This is a genomic window from Mesorhizobium sp. ES1-4 (genome assembly GCF_020164745.1).
Classification (GTDB): Bacteria; Pseudomonadota; Alphaproteobacteria; order Rhizobiales; family Rhizobiaceae; genus Mesorhizobium.
On the sequence record NZ_JAIUGV010000001.1, the window covers coordinates 214,097 to 232,301 of the forward strand.

General features: G+C 61.0%; 9 protein-coding genes, 1 tRNA gene and 1 pseudogene. 4 read left to right on the forward strand and 7 right to left on the reverse strand.

Features of this window, described 5'->3' with window-relative positions; all coding sequences use genetic code 11:
• Positions 1-48: 48 nt before the first annotated feature.
• Entirely contained in the window at positions 49-1,212 is a 1,164-nt protein-coding gene (locus LB556_RS01135) for a D-alanyl-D-alanine carboxypeptidase family protein (RefSeq protein WP_224562255.1), read from the reverse strand.
• A 96-nt stretch (positions 1,213-1,308) separates the two neighbouring features.
• Positions 1,309-2,529: a septal ring lytic transglycosylase RlpA family protein gene (locus LB556_RS01140; RefSeq protein WP_224562257.1), complete on the reverse strand. Its 1,221-nt coding sequence runs from the start codon at positions 2,527-2,529 to the stop codon at positions 1,309-1,311.
• 270 nt (positions 2,530-2,799) lie between these two features.
• Here LB556_RS01140 and LB556_RS01145 point away from each other — a divergent pair.
• Positions 2,800-2,889: transfer RNA gene (locus LB556_RS01145), tRNA-Ser, on the forward strand.
• 207 nt (positions 2,890-3,096) lie between these two features.
• Complete coding sequence (locus LB556_RS01150; protein WP_224562260.1) at positions 3,097-4,329, forward strand: tyrosine-type recombinase/integrase; 1,233 nt, start codon at positions 3,097-3,099, stop codon at positions 4,327-4,329.
• A 127-nt stretch (positions 4,330-4,456) separates the two neighbouring features.
• Here the strand turns inward: LB556_RS01150 and LB556_RS01155 are convergent, their stop codons facing one another.
• Both LB556_RS01155 and traA read right to left on the reverse strand, forming a co-directional pair.
• Entirely contained in the window at positions 4,457-4,675 is a 219-nt protein-coding gene (locus tag LB556_RS01155) for a helix-turn-helix transcriptional regulator (protein WP_224562262.1), read from the reverse strand.
• A gap of 129 nt (positions 4,676-4,804) precedes the next feature.
• A complete protein-coding gene (gene traA / locus LB556_RS01160; protein ID WP_224562265.1) occupies positions 4,805-7,849 on the reverse strand; it encodes a Ti-type conjugative transfer relaxase TraA in 3,045 nt (1,014 codons plus the stop codon).
• Positions 7,850-8,163: 314 nt separating this feature from the next.
• Here traA and LB556_RS01165 point away from each other — a divergent pair.
• A pseudogene (locus LB556_RS01165) lies at positions 8,164-8,724 on the forward strand (IS110 family transposase); the annotation flags it as partial.
• A 217-nt stretch (positions 8,725-8,941) separates the two neighbouring features.
• Here the strand turns inward: LB556_RS01165 and LB556_RS01170 are convergent.
• From LB556_RS01170 to LB556_RS01180, 3 genes are all read right to left on the reverse strand, one after another.
• Entirely contained in the window at positions 8,942-10,045 is a 1,104-nt protein-coding gene (locus tag LB556_RS01170; protein WP_224562267.1) for a TIGR03032 family protein, read from the reverse strand.
• 79 nt (positions 10,046-10,124) lie between these two features.
• Positions 10,125-14,498: a beta strand repeat-containing protein gene (locus LB556_RS01175; RefSeq protein WP_224562269.1), complete on the reverse strand. Its 4,374-nt coding sequence runs from the start codon at positions 14,496-14,498 to the stop codon at positions 10,125-10,127.
• Between the two features lie 2,286 nt (positions 14,499-16,784).
• Positions 16,785-17,018, reverse strand: coding sequence for a hypothetical protein (locus LB556_RS01180; RefSeq protein ID WP_224562271.1), 234 nt, complete (start codon positions 17,016-17,018; stop codon positions 16,785-16,787).
• Positions 17,019-17,342: 324 nt separating this feature from the next.
• Between LB556_RS01180 and LB556_RS01185 the strand changes: the two genes are divergently transcribed.
• Positions 17,343-18,200: a sterol desaturase family protein gene (locus LB556_RS01185; protein ID WP_411908557.1), complete on the forward strand. Its 858-nt coding sequence runs from the start codon at positions 17,343-17,345 to the stop codon at positions 18,198-18,200.
• The last annotated feature ends 5 nt before the right edge of the window (positions 18,201-18,205 follow it).

Here is an 18,205-nt window from a genome sequence, read left to right on the forward strand (position 1 = left end):
TTGCGCTTTAGATAGTCCGCGTTCGGGAAAACGTCCATGCCGTCGCTGCTATCGCAGCCAGCCGATGGCCAGTTCCTTGACGGCATCGAGGGCGCGTTGCGGCAATGTGCCGACGCCGATCGACTCGGCGGCGAACAGCGGTGTCTCTTGGCTCAGCGTGTCGCCGATCCAGACGCGCAGCGCGCCCACCGGCTGGCCCTTCTCCACGGGAGCCGCAACCGGGCCGGTATAGACGATCCTGGCCGTCAGCTTGTCGCGATTGGTGATCGGAAGGAAGATGTCGATGGGGCCCTTTGCCTTCAGCGTCACGCCGGATTTCGCACCGCCAAAGACCTGGGCCTCCCCGACCACCTCGTCCTTGGCGAAGATTTCGGTCTTCTCGAACGAACGAACGCCCCAATCGAGCAGTTTGCGCGCCTCCTCGGCGCGCTCCTTGTCATTGGCCAGCCCGCTCATTGCCGCGACAACCCGCGTGCCGTCATGGCTGACCGAAGCGACGATGCCGAAGCCGGATGTCTCGCTTGCGCCGACGGCCAAGCCGTCGGCGCCAATGTCCATCGCCAGCAGCGGGTTGCGGTTCCTCTGCGAGATCTTGTTCCAGGTGAAGTCCTTCAAGCCATAGTATCGGTACAAATCCGGATATTCGCGCCATAGATGCAGGGCGAGCTGCGCCAGTTCGCGCACGCTTGTCTGCTGGCCGTCTGCCGGCAGGCCGGTCGAATTGACGAAAGTCGACGTCTTGAGGCCGATCTGGCGCGCGCGTTCGGTCATCTGCGCGGCAAAATTGTCCTCGGAGCCGGCCATGCCCTCGGCGATGACGATGCAGCCGTCATTGGCGGCCTGCACGGTCACCCCCTGGATCAGGTCCTCGAGCCGGATCGCCGATTTGAGCTTGGCGAACATCGTCGAGGTCCCCGACGGCGCCCCACCCCTGCGCCAGGCGTTCTCACTGACCACGAACGCATCGTCGAGCTTGAGGCGCCCGGATTTTATGGCGTTGAAAACCACTTCCATCGTCATCAGCTTGGCCATCGACGCAGGCTGGATCGGCTTGTCGGCGTCTTTCGCGAACAGCACCGTTCCGGTGCCGGCATCGATCATGAAGGCCTGTGCGGCCTTGGTCTCGAAAAGCTGCGCGTGGGCAGGCGCCAGCGAAAGCAGGAGGCCGAGGAGAAAAAAAACGGCGAAAGGCTGAAGCAAGCGAAACTGCATGAAATGCGACCCGTTGGCCGGTCCTTCCGGCATGCCCGAAACTATCGGGCTTTTTCGGCGGGGGATCAACTGCCGGGCGGACAGCCGGTGCTTGGATCAGTCGCGCACGACCAGCGCATCCGGCGCGCCGTGCGACCATGCCGCCTTCAGCAACTCGTCCAGGCTGCCATGGCCATCCGGATAGAGGTTGACCGCGTACCAGTCGTTGCCGTCGAGATCGGAACGCTGGATTTCTATTCTGCCGAAGCGCTTTAGCGCCGAGGCTACCCGGTTGGCTTCGGTGGCGTCGTCGAACGTGCCGGCTGCGACATAGTCGGAATCCGATGGCGCCGCTTGACGGTTGGTCTTCTTCCACGACCGCAATATATCGGCCGGCGACATGCCGCCGTCGTCCAACGACGCAAAGACATCCGTGCGTCGGACGCGTTCATCCGCATAGGACAGCGAGGCCATGGCGAACGGCGATTGCGGCGGCAGGCTGATCTCCGGCCGTTCGGGCACGATCGGCCCGAAATCGGGCAGCGCCGGATCGCCGAAGGCCGGCGACCGCGCGGACATCTGCCCCTGCGCCGTGGCCGCCGCGTCGGTCAGTTGACCTGGAAACGGCACAGCGGCCGCGCCGACCGGAAGGGTCGGCGAAGGCCCGTTCATGGCCACCATGACGCCGGTCGGCAGGCCGTCCGATGGATCCGGTATCCGGTTGCCTGGATGGTAGGAGGCCATCAGGTACTGGTCGTCATCGCCGTCGAGCGGCGCGCGTCCGACATATTCGACCTTCACCTTCGCGGTGCCGACCTTGTCGTAGTCCAGCATCTGCGCGGCTCGCTGCGACACGTCGATGATGCGGCCCTCATGATATGGGCCGCGGTCGTTGACGCGCACGATGACCGAACTGCCGGTTTCGAGGTTGGTGACGCGGGCATAGCTGGGCAGCGGCATGGTCGGATGCGCAGCGGTGAGATGCGCCGTGTCGTAGACTTCGCCATTGGCGGTCAGCCTGCCATGGAAGGCGTCGCCATACCACGAGGCCAGACCCACCTTGGCGTACTTCTTGTCTTCCTTGGGATAATACCACTTGCCGCGCACCTGATAGGGCTTGCCAAGCTGGTCGCGGCCGCCGCCGCGGCGCATGAAGGCGGCGTACGGACTGGCCTTCACGCCATATTCGGTTTCGGCGAAATATTCCTTGGAGCGATGCTTGGGATTGACCATCGCCTTCGGTTGCGGCGACGCGCAGGCCGCCAGCAAGGCGGTCGACACCGCAAGCAGCGCAATCGTGGAAGCGCGACGAAGACGCGGGCGCGTCGCAGCCTGCATTTTCCTGAAATCCCCTACAGTCTCAATCAAAGATGCCGCCGTTTGACATCAGAGGAGCCAAAGCACTCACTCGACAATACCAAAGGCGACTAGAACCCCGATCCCTTTGTGCGCAGGAATTGTTTATCACGGTATTAACCGATTGTGGCCGGAACCGGGCAAGATTGTGACGCCGCTTGCCCTGTCCTCGATGCCGGGAAAGGGCTAGCTCCATGCAAGCCGGTTGACAGGCCTTCGCCGGGCGCACTAGAGCAGTGGCCGGCAGTCATCGGAGGGATGGCCGAGCGGTTTAAGGCACCGGTCTTGAAAACCGGCGTGGGCGCAAGTTCACCGTGGGTTCGAATCCCACTCCCTCCGCCAACCAGACCTTCCCAAGCAGTCCCATCGAATGCCAAAAATTACATATTAACAATCGATTATGGCGATATCATCGTCTCACGATGTGTCATGCGATGGCGCCCAATCTTAGGCATAACCGGGGTATTAACCGGGGTATCGCATCTTTGCATGGCGGGGTGTTTGGGGTAAAGTGGGATTCGAAGTGGAATCCAACTGCGGGACGGTAGCATGCTGACGGACTTTGCGGCCCGGAAAGCCGAGAAGCGCGAGAAGGCTTACAAGCTCTACGACTCTGGCGGTCTGCACCTCGTCGTGGCCGCATCGGGTGGCAAGCTTTGGCGAATGAAATACCAGTTTGGCTCCAAGGAGAAACTGCTTTCCTTTGGCCCCTACCCCGAGGTTACGCTGGCCGCGGCTCGCGAAGCACGAGACGAAGCGCGCGCACAACTGCGCGCAGGCAAAGACCCATCTGTCGCAAAGAAGATCCGCAAGCTTGAGGCGGTAAGCGGCGACGGCACGTTTGAGACGATCGCTCGCGAATGGTACGCGCTGAACAAAGAGCAGTGGGTTGTGCGCCACGCGACGGACGTCATCGAAAGCCTTGAGGCGGAAGTGTTTCCTACCCTTGGCGGCGCACCAATCAAGGACATTTCCGCTGCTGATGTGCTGGCCTGCTTGAGACCAATCGAAAAGCGTGGCGCAAAGGAAACCGCGCGCCGTATCCGGCAGCGCATGTCCGCCGTGTTCGTTTATGCAGTCGCCTCCGGCCGAGCAGAAAATGATCCAGCAGCCATGGTTAAGAAGGCCATGGCTCCCATGAAGAAGGGCAAGCAGCCTGCTGTAATCGATCTGGGCAAAGCACGCGAGATGCTCGTCAATGCCGAATGTGAAACAGCCCACCCGGTCACCAAACTCGCCCTTCGTATCTTAGCCCTTACGGCAGTTCGCCCTGGCACGCTAGCAACGACACCTTGGGCAGAGTGGCCAGCTGGTGGCGACCTTTGGCAAGTTCCCGCCGAAAGAATGAAGTTGCGCCTGCAGCACAAGGACGATGAGGCGCGCGATCATCTCGTGCCACTATCCAGCCAGACCATCGAAGCGATCGATGCGCTACGCACGATATCTGGTCGCGGCCCCCTCGCCTTTCCCAACACCCGCCATGCACACAAGCCGATGAGCGAAAATGCGATTGGCTATCTCCTCAACCGCGCCGGCTACCACAGCAAGCACGTCCCTCACGGCTGGCGCGCTACGTTCTCGTCAGTAATGAACGAGCGCTTCCCGTCCGATCGGCACATCATCGACTTGATGCTGGCCCACATAGCCAAGGACAAAACAGAGGGCGCCTATAACCGCGCTCTGCACATCGGGCGCCGGCGCGAACTGGCCCAAATCTGGGCGGACCTTCTCCTTGAGCGAGCACAACCTGCGTCGGCACTCTTGGTGGGGCCGAGACGATAATCTGCCGACGGCTGCGGCAAGGGCCGATGTCTCGGCACCAATCCGTGCATAAACTGGAGAGCGCCGCCGTAGCCGCCTCCGATCTCGCTCAACGCAAAGGTACAAAGACGGGAAAGATTGTGCGTAGCTACGCCGGAGTGCCGACTCCACCGGCGTCACAGCGCCAGCCAACGGGGTCAGCGATCCACCGATTAACATCCGATTCCCGCCATCCCGCACCGTTTACGCTGATTTTCAGCTGAGCCGGGAACGTGCCTTCGGCGATTTTGCGGTACATCGTTGAGCGGGACAGACCGGTCCGTGCGAGAACAGTCCTAAGGCGAATGATACGATCCGATTCAGTCATGGCTGCCTTGCCTTGCGCTGAGAGAATTTGGCACCTGCTGGAACCACACAGGACAAGCCAAGGCTCGCATGCAATCAGATTTGTCATCGCATCGATCTGGAGCGTGGGAACGGCGGCAAATCGGAGGGTTTAGATTCCTATCCCGCGCCCGCTGCCAATGCCGTGGTTGAACATCAGTTCCACACCTAGGCGCCGGCCGGATTCGATCTGAATGCCGAGCGCCTTCTTGTGATTGGCAAGCAGGGATTCGAGCTGAGGATCGCGTTCGAGGCTCTTTGCCATGTCCGACATGGCCGACCGCGTTGATTTGTAGCCGGACATGTCGCCGGCCAGGTATTGGCCCTGGCTCGTCCGGTCGAGCTTTTGCCAACGTTCCACGAAGCGGTCGGCGCGGCGGCCGGGATCGTTGTCCATCCCGGTGCGGATTTCCGTCTCAAGCTGGAGCGCCAGCACAGTGCGGTTGACACGGCCCGCCCCCGCTTCACGGACCAGCTCGGGGTTCTTGACATAGGCCGCTTCGGCATCGCGCCAGCCATGCGGCCGAACCTTCTCGAACGCACTGCGCGCATCTCCCAATTCATGCATCTGCTCGGGACTGCCCTGACCGTCCGCATTTCCGCTGCGCGAGATCGCATCAATCGCACGCGCGTGACGCACAAGCGCCTTCGTGCGAGCCCTGCGCAACGCCGCCTCCGGGTCCACCGGCACATCCGTGTCGCGCGGCACTCCCCTGGCGGAAGCTTCTCTTTCAGGCGCGGCGCCGGCACCTGTGATTTGCGCGCCAACATCTTCCCTTCCCGGCCTGTGCCCACCGTCCTGGTTGGGCTCGGCGTCGCCGGGCGAGCGCAACCCGTCGAGCAGCCCACCGATCCGTTCGCGCAGCTTCTCCGGAACGATCCGGCGCACGATTTCGACCACGCGCTCGCGGAAAGTGATGCCGCGCCGCTCGGCATAGCTCTGCGCCGGGTCGATCTGCTCGTAATCCGACGCCATGTCCTTGGCGCGGTCGCGTGACAGCGCACGGACCAGCCGGTCGCGTGTGGCAAAGTCATCGCCGCCGTAGTGCAGGTCCATCCCGTCTCGATGCCGCGACAGGGCAACGTAGCTGCTGTGCGCATCCATGCCCGGCGTAGCGAGCACATGGGTGCGGTCAACGGTCATGCCCTGCGCCTTGTGAATGGTCGCGGCATAGCCGTGGTCGATGTGGGCATAGTCTTTGAGATCGAAGCGCACCGACCTACCGTCGTCAGTGCGCACCGACATGCTCTTTGTGCTGACATCTTCGATGACACCGAGCGTGCCGTTCTTGACGCCGAGCCCGCGCTCGTTGCGCAGGAACATGACACGGTCGCCGCTGGCGAAGGCCCTTGCACCGCGTTCCACAGCGACCTGCATTTCTTCGCCGAGATCGCCGGCGGCGCGCATGCGTTCGCGCGCTGCGTGGTTGAGCGCGCGCACCTCGTCGTTTGTGTGGGTGAGAATGATCCGGCTTGTCTGTGGCTGCGCCTGCCTGTCGCGATCCCAGCGCTCGACGAGATCGCTGCGCGCTTCGTCGCGCGTCGCAGCCTGATGCACCATGCCTTGTGTGTCATAGGCGCTGATCGCAGCGCCGATCCTACCGGTTGCCAGATCGCGCGTCGCAGCCCGCTGCCAGTCCTCGCGCTGCCGGCGCACCTGGCCGATCTCGACGCCGCCATGACGCTCGTGGATGGAGCGGAATGCAGCGCCGGCTTCGATCGCCTGCAACTGCTGGGGATCACCAACAAGAACGATTTTTGCGCCGACGTCGGCGGCATGGGAGAGCACGCGCTCCAACTGGCGCGTGCCGACCATGCCGGCCTCGTCGATCACCAGGACATCACGCGCGGTAAGCAGATCACGGCCTTGTCCCCAGCTGTGTTCCATGCTGGCGATGGTGCGTGACGAGATGCCTGATCCGCTTTCGAGATTCTCTGCGGCAATACCGGAGAGTGCGGTGCCTCGAACCTCATAGCCCGCTGCTGCCCATGCCTGGCGCGCAACACCCAGCATGGCGCTCTTGCCGGTTCCGGCAAAGCCGACGACGACACCAAGACCGCGGCTATTCGTGATGTGAACAAGTGCATCACTCTGCTCGCCCGAAAGGACAAGCCCGCGTTGCGCAGCCCGCGCCAGTGCTGCCTCGCGCTGTGCCTCACTTACGGTATGACGCTCCTGACCAGCCATGCGTTCCGCCGCGCGATGCAGGCCCTGTTCGGTCTCGATCATCTGGCGCGTGGTGAAGCGATCTTCGCCGCGTCCGTCCTTGCCGAGTTCGACCAGGTCGGGCGCGCTGCCGATGGCTGCCGCCACCGTGTTGAACTGCTCCATCCCGTCGCTGTGCCGATGCGAGAACTTCGCAATGTCCTTTCGGGTGAAGGTCGATTGCTGATGCGTGATGGCGTCCAGCGCCACGGATGGATCCGCGATGATGCGCGCGCCATTGTTGCGCGCGATCTCGCGATGCAGCTCGGCGCGATCTGCTTCACTGCCGGCGTCAAGGCCACTGCCCTCGATGCGTTGCGCCGGTGCACCAATCTGGGTTTGCGGCTCAAGCGCAATGCCCTGCGCCTCCAGACTGCGATGATCGATGCGGGCGTCGATATCGAGTTCGGCAAGCCGCTCATTGGCAAGCTCCGCCCATCGCTCGCGCCAGCGCTCGACCAGTTCGGTACTGTTCCAGTCGCGAACCTTTGGGCCGAAGCCGTTCTCGTCCACGGACCGCATGGCGAGCATGACATGAGCATGCGGCTTGGGACTTCCGTCTTCAGCCCTGTCCCAATGCACATTGAGATCTGCGACCATGCCCCGGCTGACAAACTCGGCCTGAACAAAGTCGCGTGCCAGTTCGATGCCTTGCGCCTGGCTGAGTTCGCGTGGAAGAGCAAACTCCACCTCGCGGGCAAGCTGCGCATCCCTGCGCACCTCAAGGGCTTCAACATCGTTCCACAGCCGTTCGCGATCGCTCCAGGCTTCCGGTGCATTCTCCGGCAGCATCACCTCGGAATGGACCACGCCGCACTTGGCCGAGAAGTCATGGCTGCGTTCGATGCGCTCGTCGCGCAGCCGCGAGGCCGAGCGGTAGGCGGCTGACGCCACTGCGCTGCTCCCAGCCTTGCGGCCAATGACTTTGACATGAAGGTGATAGATCGCCATCGCGACAGGATCATTTGCACGGCAAAGCCCACGTCGGCACGACGTATAAGCGCGCCCTCCCTCGAAAAATTCTCTGGATGGACCAGCCCGTCCCGGGCTGTATCGGCAACCCTGAAGCCTTCAGGCAGTCGCTCGCCTATCATCGCCACATCGACAACCAATGGAGACAGCCATGCCGCAAACATGGACTAATCGCGGCGCGACTCACGATCTATTCCGTCGGGACGGCGGATGGTGAAGGTGGTTGCTCCTCGATAGAATCGGAAGCGGGCTCACGATTGGCGCCGGGCCCAGATATCGGACGGAGAGCAACCATGGAGCAGTATGTCGGCCTTGATGTTTCCTTGAAAGACACCGCAATTTCGATCCGCCAGGATGGTGAGCGGATGTGGCGTGGAAAATGTCCTTCTGACCCTCAGATACTGGCGCAAGTGGTCCGCAAGCATGCACCGCACGCCAGCCGCGTCGTCTTCGAGACAGGGCCATTGGCAACTTGGTTCTATCACACGTTGGCGGCTAAAGGTCTGCCTGCGATCTGCATCGAAGCGCGCCATGCGCAGAAGGTGCTCGGCGAAACGCTCAACAAGACCGATGCCAATGACGCGGATGGGTTAGCCCGGCTTGCCGAAGCGGGCTTCTTCAAAGCGGTCCGAGTCAAGTCGTACGACACGATGTTGATCCGCACGCTGGTGGCGGCACGCAATCAATTCATCCTCATCTCGACGCAACTTGGCAACCAGATACGCGGAACAATGAAGACGTTTGGGCTCATTGTTCCGCGGGGCAAAGGAGGCGCGTTCGAAAACAATGTCCGGAACCTTCTGGACGGCGAAGAAGGTCTGGCTCGGATCATGCTGCCGCTGCTCGAAGCCTGGCGCGACGATTCGATTCATCAGTTTTTGGCGCTGCCCCTAGCTTTGGAATACTGATAATGTGAAGGGTTAGCTCTGACTGAGTGCTGCGCCCCACGTGGTTAGATGTTGCGGTTGGTAAGGACTTGCGCAACCTCCTTGTAGGGTCATCTTATGATTGTGGCAGACCAACCCGCGACGGTCAGTGCAAGCGATGGTCAGGGGTCGGCAAAAAATTCGCTCAACCTTCACTGTCGATAGTGATCAGCGACGCCATGTTGGGACTGTTGAGCGGGACCGATGACGGGCAGCGGCAGCCTGGAATGACGGCGACATCGAACAGCTCGGTAATGTGTCCCTTGAGTTCGATCCACTCGGCGATGCCGCCGGTGTGCAGGTCGACGATGTAGAGCGCGCAGCGCGGCTCGGCGTCTCGCGCCGAAAGGTTGGCCTGCAGCGGCAGGTCCTTGAATAGGCCGTCGCGCGGCAGCGAGGTGGTGACGATGGCAAAGCGGCCATGGAAGCTCAGGCCACGCAGGAAGCCGGGGCAGAAGGCGATGTTCTGCCTTTCCCAGGTTTTGGGGTCGATGCGGACAAGAAAGCCGCGGCCGGAATCGAGCACCCACAGCGCGCCGTCATGGACGCGCGGCGAATGCGGCATCGACAGATCGTCGACCACCACGTTGTCCTCGCTGATGTCGATGATCATGCCGCCTTCCCAGCGGCGGTCGCGCCAGCCGCCGACCGAGTCCGAGCGGCTGATGGCGCTGACATAGCGGGCGCGGCCATTCTGCATGGCCAGGCCGTTGAGATGGCAGCGATCCTCCGGCACCAGCTTGCTGATGAAGGAAGGCTTCCACAGCGGCCGGAAGGAGTGGGTCGGGCTCAGCGTCGCCAGGCATGAGAATTTGGTGTTGATGAAGACGATCTGCCCGTCTTCGCGCACCGCCAGTTCATGGATGTCGAGGTCGCCGGTGTAAGAGGCGGCGCGCGGCATATACATGCGGTCGTAGACGTTGTTGGCGACCTGATCAGTTCCAAGGATGTTTTCGAGCCGCCAGATTGCGGTGTCGGAGGCGAGCACGATGCGCTGCCCGGCAACGGTCACCCCCATCGCCCTGGTGAAGCTGGTCTGGTGGATCGATGCCTTCTTGTCGCCGGTCAGGCCGACCAGGAACAGTTGTCCGGTCTGGTAGGAGGTGAAGGCGAGGGAACATTGCGCCGTTTCCATCCAGCCGATGAAGCCGCGCGACAACGAGACGTTCGTCTGTTGCTCGGCCGGTCCGGCGGGTGTTGATTCCGCCGGCTTTGCCGCGGCTTCGTCGGTGGCCCTGGATGTGCTCACGCTTACTCCCTGGATAGACCCATTCATGACTACGCCGGCCACGAGGGCCGGCGCAAGAATTTCAATGCAATCCGCCGGACTACCAGCCGTAACGGATGGCCGCGCCGATGGAACCGGCGCTATAGTGGTCGCCGAAGCGCACGCTGCCGCGCAGCACGCCGGACCAGTTGCTGGCGCTCGCCACATTCACGCCGACACCGATTTCACCTGTTGTGCCGTTGCCGGCGCTGTCGGTGGCCGAGAAGGCGTTGCCGGGGAAGTCGATGTTGACGGCGTTGTCGCTGCCGAAATGGTTCCATATGCTGAGCGTCAGGTCGGGGCTGACGGTCATGCCCTTCATCTGCATGTCGGTGCCGATGCGCACGCCAATCCTGGCACGGCCGCTGCTGCCGTTCTGGAAGTCGACGTCGCCGCCGAAGATCGAAAGCGAGTCCATGGTGGTGTGGACCCATTCCAGGCTGGCCTGCGGTTCGACGAAGCCCCAACTCGTGGCGACGCGGTAGCCGGTGTCAAGACGCACGCCGATGTTGGTGGCATTGGTGCTCGTCTTGTCGCTGACACGGCCCTGGTCGTCGTTGATGTCGACGTTGAGGAAGTCCGCCTTGACGAGGCCGTCGAGGTAAAAGCCGCCGTTCAGATAAGTGGCATAGGCGCCGACCGTGCCGCCCTTGTAGTCCCAGCTGTCGTCCGTCGCCTTGAAGTCGAGCTTCGAGGTGACGTAGCCGGCCATGACGCCGAACAGCATGTCGCCGCCGGCCACACCTTCCAGGCCCATATCGATGCCGCCAAGGAAGGCGCCAGTGCGCTGCCTGCGATCGAGATTGAGCGTCTCTGTCTGCTGCGAGATCGGATCGGTGTAGCTGGTGTCGCCGTCCTGGCTCGACCAGTTGCCCGAGGCGCGGGCCCAGATGCCGCCCATGCGCGTTTTCAGGTTTTCCTCAGGCATGTCGGCATTGTGCGTGCCGGCCGCCTCCGTGCGCAGATCGGCCATGCGGTCCTGCCAGAAGCCGGTCGTGTCCTGCCAGACATTCTGCGCGCCGGTGATGCCGGCCGGCAGTTCGAAGGCTGCGTTGCCGAGACCGACATAGCGCAGGCCATGCGTCTGGCCTTGCAGGAAGAGGTCATAGGCGAAGAGGCCTGCATTGACCGGAGCAGGGACATCGAAATTGCTGTCCGATGTCGTGCCGGTGACGGTGACGACCGGAATGAAGACTGCGGTAGGGACACCGGGAGCGATAGCGGTGACGTTCACCACAAGATTGGTGTGGCCATAGGAATTGCCGCCGATCGTCAGCGTGTCCGCTGTGTTGTTCGAGAAGTTGGCGTCGACACCGAGTTTCGAATTGCCCTGGCCGGTGAAGTTGCCGCTGGTGGTCAGGCTGTCGCCGACCACGCCATCGATCATCGTCGTCAGGCCAGGGCCAGACCCGAGGCTGCCATTGACGAAGTTTTCGAGGCCGGAAAGGGTAACCGTGTTCGGTGATGAACCGAAATAGCTGCCCGACGCATTGACGATGCCGGCATTGTTGAGCGTGTCGTTGCCGGCGCCGAAAGTGCTGTTGGTAAACGCCCGGAAGGTGCCCTTGTCATCAATATTCATGACGTTGCCGGCGTCGCTCAACTCGACCCTGCCGGCAATTACGCCATTGTCGTTGATCTCGACCGTTCCGATCGTCGATTTGATGGCGAGGTAGTTATCAGCGCCGACATAGCCTGTCGTGCCGACATTGACAGTCGCGCCACCGGTCGAATTGACCTTGATGCCCCCGAGCTCGCCATACACTTCACCGTCAGTGGTGACAGTGATGATGCTCGCCGCGCCGGTCGTCTCGGCAATCACGCCGAAGCCGACACCATAGAGGTTGGAATTCTTGTTGTTGGTGATAACGATGTTGCTGTCGGCGCCACTTGTATAGGCGGCAAGTCCCGCCACGCCGCCATAGGCGTTGACGGATCCTGAATTGGTGACGATGACGTTGCTGTTGTCGCCATTCGATTTGGCGTAGATGCCTTCCTCATTTGTCGAATTGATATCGCCGCTGTTGGTGACAGTGACCGTGCCGTTCGAACCGTAGGTATAGGCGCCGATGCCTTTGCCGCCGGAATTGATGGTCGCCGCATTGGTGACGGTGACGGTGCCGCCATTGTCGGCGTTGGGGCTCTGGTTCTGTGGGTTGACGCTGCCGGCCTGGGCGAAGATGCCAAAGGCGTCGCTGCCCGTAGTGGTGATGTCGCCGCCGGCCTTGTTGTTGACGACGACACTGCCATTGTTGGTGGGGACGATGACATTGCCGCTGCTGACGCCATAGTAGTTTGCGATCGCCGAAATGCCCGCCGCAGTGGTGCCGCTGGTCGTGATCGCCCCACTGTTGGTGACTTTCACCAGGCTGTTGTCGCCGTTGACATCGGCGAAGATACCGGTCGAGCCGCCATTGGTGGTAACGCTGGCCCCGGTCTGGATGGCACCGCTGTTGTCGACCGTGACGATGCCATTGGCGCCGGTCGAGGCGGCCTTGATGCCCGCCGATTCCGCGGCCGTCGTGATGTCGCCTGAATTGGTGACGGAGATGACTAGGCCGGTGTCGTCGAACCCCGGGCCGTTGACGGCTTCGATGCCGACCGACTTGTCGCCACCGCTGGTGGTATCGATGTTGCCGGTGTTGGTGATGGTGATCGTCGAGTCACCGCTGTTGGCCGATGCCTTGATGCCGTCGGAACCACCGGCGCCGCCGGTGCCGGAGGTGACATTACCCTTGTTGTCGATGGTGATGTTGCCGCCGGTGCCATAGGTAAAGCCGGCGACGCCGATGTAGCCGGCGCTGACGGTAGCGGCGTTGGTGATCTTGACCGTCCCGCCGTTGTTGGGGTTAGGAATGTTGTTGCTCGGCGCGATGCTGCCGGCCTGCGCGAAGACGCCATAGGCATCGTTGCCGGTCGTGGTGATCGTGCCGCCGGCCCTGTTGTTGACGACAACGCTGCCATTGTTGCCATTGTAGTAATTGGCGATCGCCGAGATGCCGGCCGCGCTGGTGCCGATCGTGGTGATGGCGCCGCTGTTGGTGACGCTGACCTTGGTGTTGTCGCCATCGGCATCGGCGAAGATGCCGGTCGAGCCACCGATGGTCGAAACGCTGGCGCCGGTCTGGATGGCGCCGCTGTTGTCGACCGTCACCACGCCGTTGGCGCCGGTCGAGGCGGCCTTGATGCCGACCGATTCCGCGGCCGTCGTGATGTTGCCCGAGTTGGTGACGGAGATGTTCAGGTTGGAGCCGGTGAATCCAGGGCCGTTGACGGCCTCGATCCCGACCGACTTGTCGCCGCCGCTGGTGGTATCGATATTGCCGGCGTTGGTTATGGTGATCGTCGAGTTGCCGCTGTTGGACGACGCCTTGATGCCATCGGAACCGTCAGCGCCGCCAGTGCCAGAGGTGACGTTGCCCTTGTTGTCGATGGTGATGTTGCCGCCAGTGCCATAAGTGAAGCCGGCAATGCCCATGTAGCCGGCGCTGACGGTGGAGGCATTGGTGATCTTGACGGTGCCGCCATTGTCGGGGTTCGGCGGGGAGTTGGTTGGTGCGATGCTGCCAGCCTGCGCGAAGATGCCATAGGCGCTGACGCCGGTGGTGGTGATCGTGCCACCTGACTTGTTGTTGATGACGATGCTGCTGTTGTCGCCATGATAGTAGCTGGCGATCGCCGAGATGCCGGCGGCGCTGGCGCCTGTCGTGCTGATCGCGCCGTTGTTGGTTACGTTGACCTTGCCATTGTCGCCGTCGACATCGGCGAAGATGCCGGAGGAGGTGCCGTTCATCGAGGCGCTGGCGCCGGTCTGGATGGCGCCGCTGTTGTCGATCGTCACGGCATTGTTGGAGCCATAGCTGGCGTTGGCGAAAATGCCCTCGGCATTGGGGCCTGCGGTCAAATTGCCCGAATTGGTGATGCTGATATGCGTGTCGCTGCTCGACACAGGGCCGCTCGTGGCGGCGCTGACCGCCTTGATGCTGTCGCTGTAAGAATTGATCGTACCGGTGTTGTTGATGGTGATGTCGGCGCCGATGCCGTTGGTGCCGGCATAGATGCCGCGAGCGCCTTTCGATTGCGAGAAGCTTGGACCAGGAATGAGCGAGGTCGGATTTGTCGTCAGCAGGCCACTGTTGGTGATGTCGACGGTGTTGCCGCTGCCCGTCGTCACAATACCGATCGCGTTGTCGCCGGCCACGGTTGCCGTACGGGCAGCGGTGTTGGTGCAGGAGATCGGTGTCGCCGCACCTGTGACGGTGATCGGGGTCGGTGAAAGTGCCTGCGTGCAACTCCCCGCGAAGGATGGAGAAGCAGAGAACGCTATGAGTGTCGAGCCCAGCGCCGTGCCCAGAAGGAGCAGCCGGCGACGCCTTGGACACAGTTGAACAATGCCACGAGTGAACGCGACTTCTGAACCCGACGTATAAGCCATTGAAAGCCCTCCCGCAGCCATGCCTATCCGTATGGATGGAAATTGCAACGGAACAGGCCGGCGAATTCTTCAATTATACGTTATCTGGATCTTTTTTGTTGCAATCTAGCCACACATTTACTCCAGGCAGGAAGTAGCCATTTTTTTGATCTCCCGATTTGCCTGAATTGGCAAATCTTGGCACGATAATATATTTGCAATAAGATTACACAAAAAATGACTTCGTATTTGTCTACCCAAGGTTGTATCAGATGTACCGCAGAGAAGATCTTTATCTTCGTGGCGGTAAGCAGTCGCCGCTCGAATACAATTGACTGAAAGTCATACAGGCCGGAAGGTTCCGCGCTTGAGCGCGCGCCGGGCGAATAGCCAACGTAGGTCAGGGGACTTTAGGACGACTCCGAATTGCTGCCTTTGGATAGCGTTGGACTGGAGATTCGCTTGGGTAGATAGAGCTGCCCGGACCTCCACGACCTTTCCAAGTCGGATGGATCGTTTCCCATTCAACATGCCTTTGGAACGAGGCCGTCGGCGTTTTGGGGTTCGGATCGGCTTGGCTCAAACAGTTCGATCCAGACTGGAGCATGGCCACTCGCCTTTTCCCAGCCCCGGACATGGCGATCGACATCCGTTGCCAGCAGACGCTTGACTACGGCCAGGTTAAGCACGAAGTGACAGCTTCGAAATTGGCGCACTCAGATCCTTCGTCGTCGAGAAAGACCTCGCCGTTGTCGTCGACATACAATTAGTAGCGTGACATGTCTTTCCGGCGACCGCCAGGACACCATCCAAAGCAGCGTCCCTGACGAAGGTTCCCGCCAATCCCGGCTGGTACTGTCCGGCTTGGCCGCGCCTCTGCGCGACCTCGCACCGTATTTAGAACACGCATGGGTACAATTGCGACTGGTGAACTTCTTGCCGACTTTTGGTTGACAAGCCAGCATACCTTCCCGCCTTGTCCCGTTTATAGAGTCCCTTCGACAGCGGGCTTCTGGGCGAAGTGGGACCTGCAGCATTTGTTATCCGTGATGTCTGCTTCCAGGCAGAGACGAGTTTGCCTCTATGGCCGACCTGTGTTGCGAAGCTGTCATTCGCGTCGTGGAAACGTTCGTCGGCTTCGGGTCAGACTTTCCTGCTCCCCCACCGGTCGTTGCAAACCACCGGTCTTTTCAGCACCAAGACAGGTCCATCACGCCCAACACCGTAGAAAATACTGCAAGTCTTCTGAGGGGGGAAAGGCGGTAGCGCTCTACCGACTCGAACCCCAATAGATGCTTGGATCAAGGTTGCACCACAGCGGATCCAGACACCCCGACTTCCTTCAGTAGCGCGCGCATCTCGACGGGAGCCGCAAGACAGAAAGTTCGAAAAGCTTCCAGGAACCCCAGCCGATGGTCAATTGTAGAACTGTCCGAAGCCCGCTTGGGGGGCCGATTGTGGGAGTTCCGTACGCGCGTTTGCTCGCTGGAACGAATGCAGGATTGGCCGCACGAGATACTGGAGCAGTAGTTCGTACCCCACTCGATCGGAACTTCCCAGGCAGGCGCCTACGGGTTGATCGGCCGTACAATGTCGCGGGGTATTTTTCGGGGTATTGATCCGATATCTATAAAGAATTATGCGTTAAGTTCAATGTGTTAGCATAAATAAAGTGACAGTCACTCCCTCCGCCACAGGTCAATAAAATCAATACGTTTAGGGTGTTTTTCAGGTCTTGCCATAACCGATGACACGCACATGGGATGCCCGCAAATGACGTAGACCGTCCCACGGCTGCGAATGGCGTCGGCGATGGTTCTTCGACCTGATGCGGCCTCAGAATTGAGAAAATTGCCGCGAACGGAATATGTTCCTATTGGCTGAGATTTGGCAAGAGCTGTCCACCCACGGAACCGGCAGCCATCCACCGCGTTCTCTCGCATGCTCAAGAAAATCGCCTTTGCCGCCGTGCTGATCCAGGTCGCCGCCTTCTCGGCCCTCTTGACGCAAACGTTCCTTATGGGATCGACCGCCACGCAAGCGGCCAGTGTGCTAGGCGAGCCCGTCGTGGCCGTTACGGCCACCGAATGCGCCAAGGCTACGTGGCCTGACATTCCTGCTCAATGCCTTGAGAGGGTTGAGGCGAGAGCGCAATAAAAAGACCCGGAAGCTGAAGCATTGTTTCGGCGGCGAGCAAGGGCGGCTATCTGCCCAAGCCCACGCAATCCTGGGGGACGTTCGATGCTGATCAAGGATGACCTTTTCAACCTCGAACCAGACACAAGGGCATTTACCTTAGTCGGTCGGTCAGTCGGACTGCTGCGTGCGCTCCGCGATGGCAAATGCCTGCAGGTTCTTGGCCTTGCCGACGTCCTGATCGGCGTTTGCGATGATCGTGAAGAAGGCTGCTCTGGCAATATCCTTCTTGGAGGCGTTGGGGTGCGCCTTCTGGGCGGCTTTGACAAGCTGCTTGGGAGACATGTCGGGCGTGACGAGCCTCATGAGGGTGTCGCCGATCGCACTCATTTCACTTGCGTTCATGATGCGTCCCTGTGCTGACCGTGTGCCACAATAGCAGGGACAACTCGTCACCGGCAATATGGCTCTGAAACGAAAAACCCCACCGGCAGGGACCGGAGGGGTTAGTCCTGGGAGGACGCGCGTTGCGCTGCGTTCGACAAGCGCGCGTCGAAACAACTACCGCCAGATCGCGACACGGATGTGACAGCGGGTGCGTTTGTCACGTGACAGCCAGGAGCATGACACAAGCGGCCGGCATCAAGCCTTTGGAAAGGAGAAATGTGGTTCTGTTCGGAAGCTGAAGCGCGGGTGGCGCTGGCCAGGGGCAAGGCGACAAGCGGTCGAATGGATATCTTTGGCATCAAGGGACTGTTGATCTGCGCGCTGATCTTCATTCCGTTCGAGCATCTGTTTGCCGAGCGCCCGCAGAAGATCCTGCGCAAGGGCCTGGGTGTCGACCTGATCTATGTGCTGTTGAACGGCCTCATCGTGAAGGGAGTAATCATCCTGATCGCGGCCAACACGCTCGAAGCCGCTGCCATGCTGGTCCCGCGATCGGTATCGCGCGCGGTCGGCGGCCAGCCCATCTGGCTGCAGGTCGCCGAAATCATCCTGATTACCGATATAGGCGTCTACTGGGCACACCGCGCGTTCCATGAAATCCCCGCACTGTGGAAGTTCCATGCGGTTCATCACGGCATTGAGGAACTGGACTGGCTCGGCGCATTTCACTCTCATCCGGTGGACGCCATGGTGACGAAGGCAATTTCGCTGACGCCGATCTTTTTTCTCGGATTCTCGGAAGCCTCGATCGCGGTTTTTTCCGTCATCTACTTCTGGCACACGCTGCTTGTTCATTCGAACTTGCGGATTCCGTTCGGACCCTTGAAGTGGCTCATCGCCAGCCCGCAGTTCCATCGCTGGCATCATGCCAACCAGCGCGAAGCCTATGACAAGAACTTCGCCGGACAGTTGCCTTTCCTCGACGTGGTGTTCGGCACCTACAATGCGACGGGAAACAGGGTGCCCGAGAAGTATGGCGTCGACGATCCAGTCCCCTCCAGCTACTTCGGACAGATCGGCTATCCGCTGCTGCCGCGCGCAAAACGATCGAATCGGGCAGTGCCTGATATCGAAGCGCTCCAGCCGGCGCGAACCAGCCAGGATCAGGCGGCGACAGGTGCGGTCGATATCGTCCGCTAGGCAAC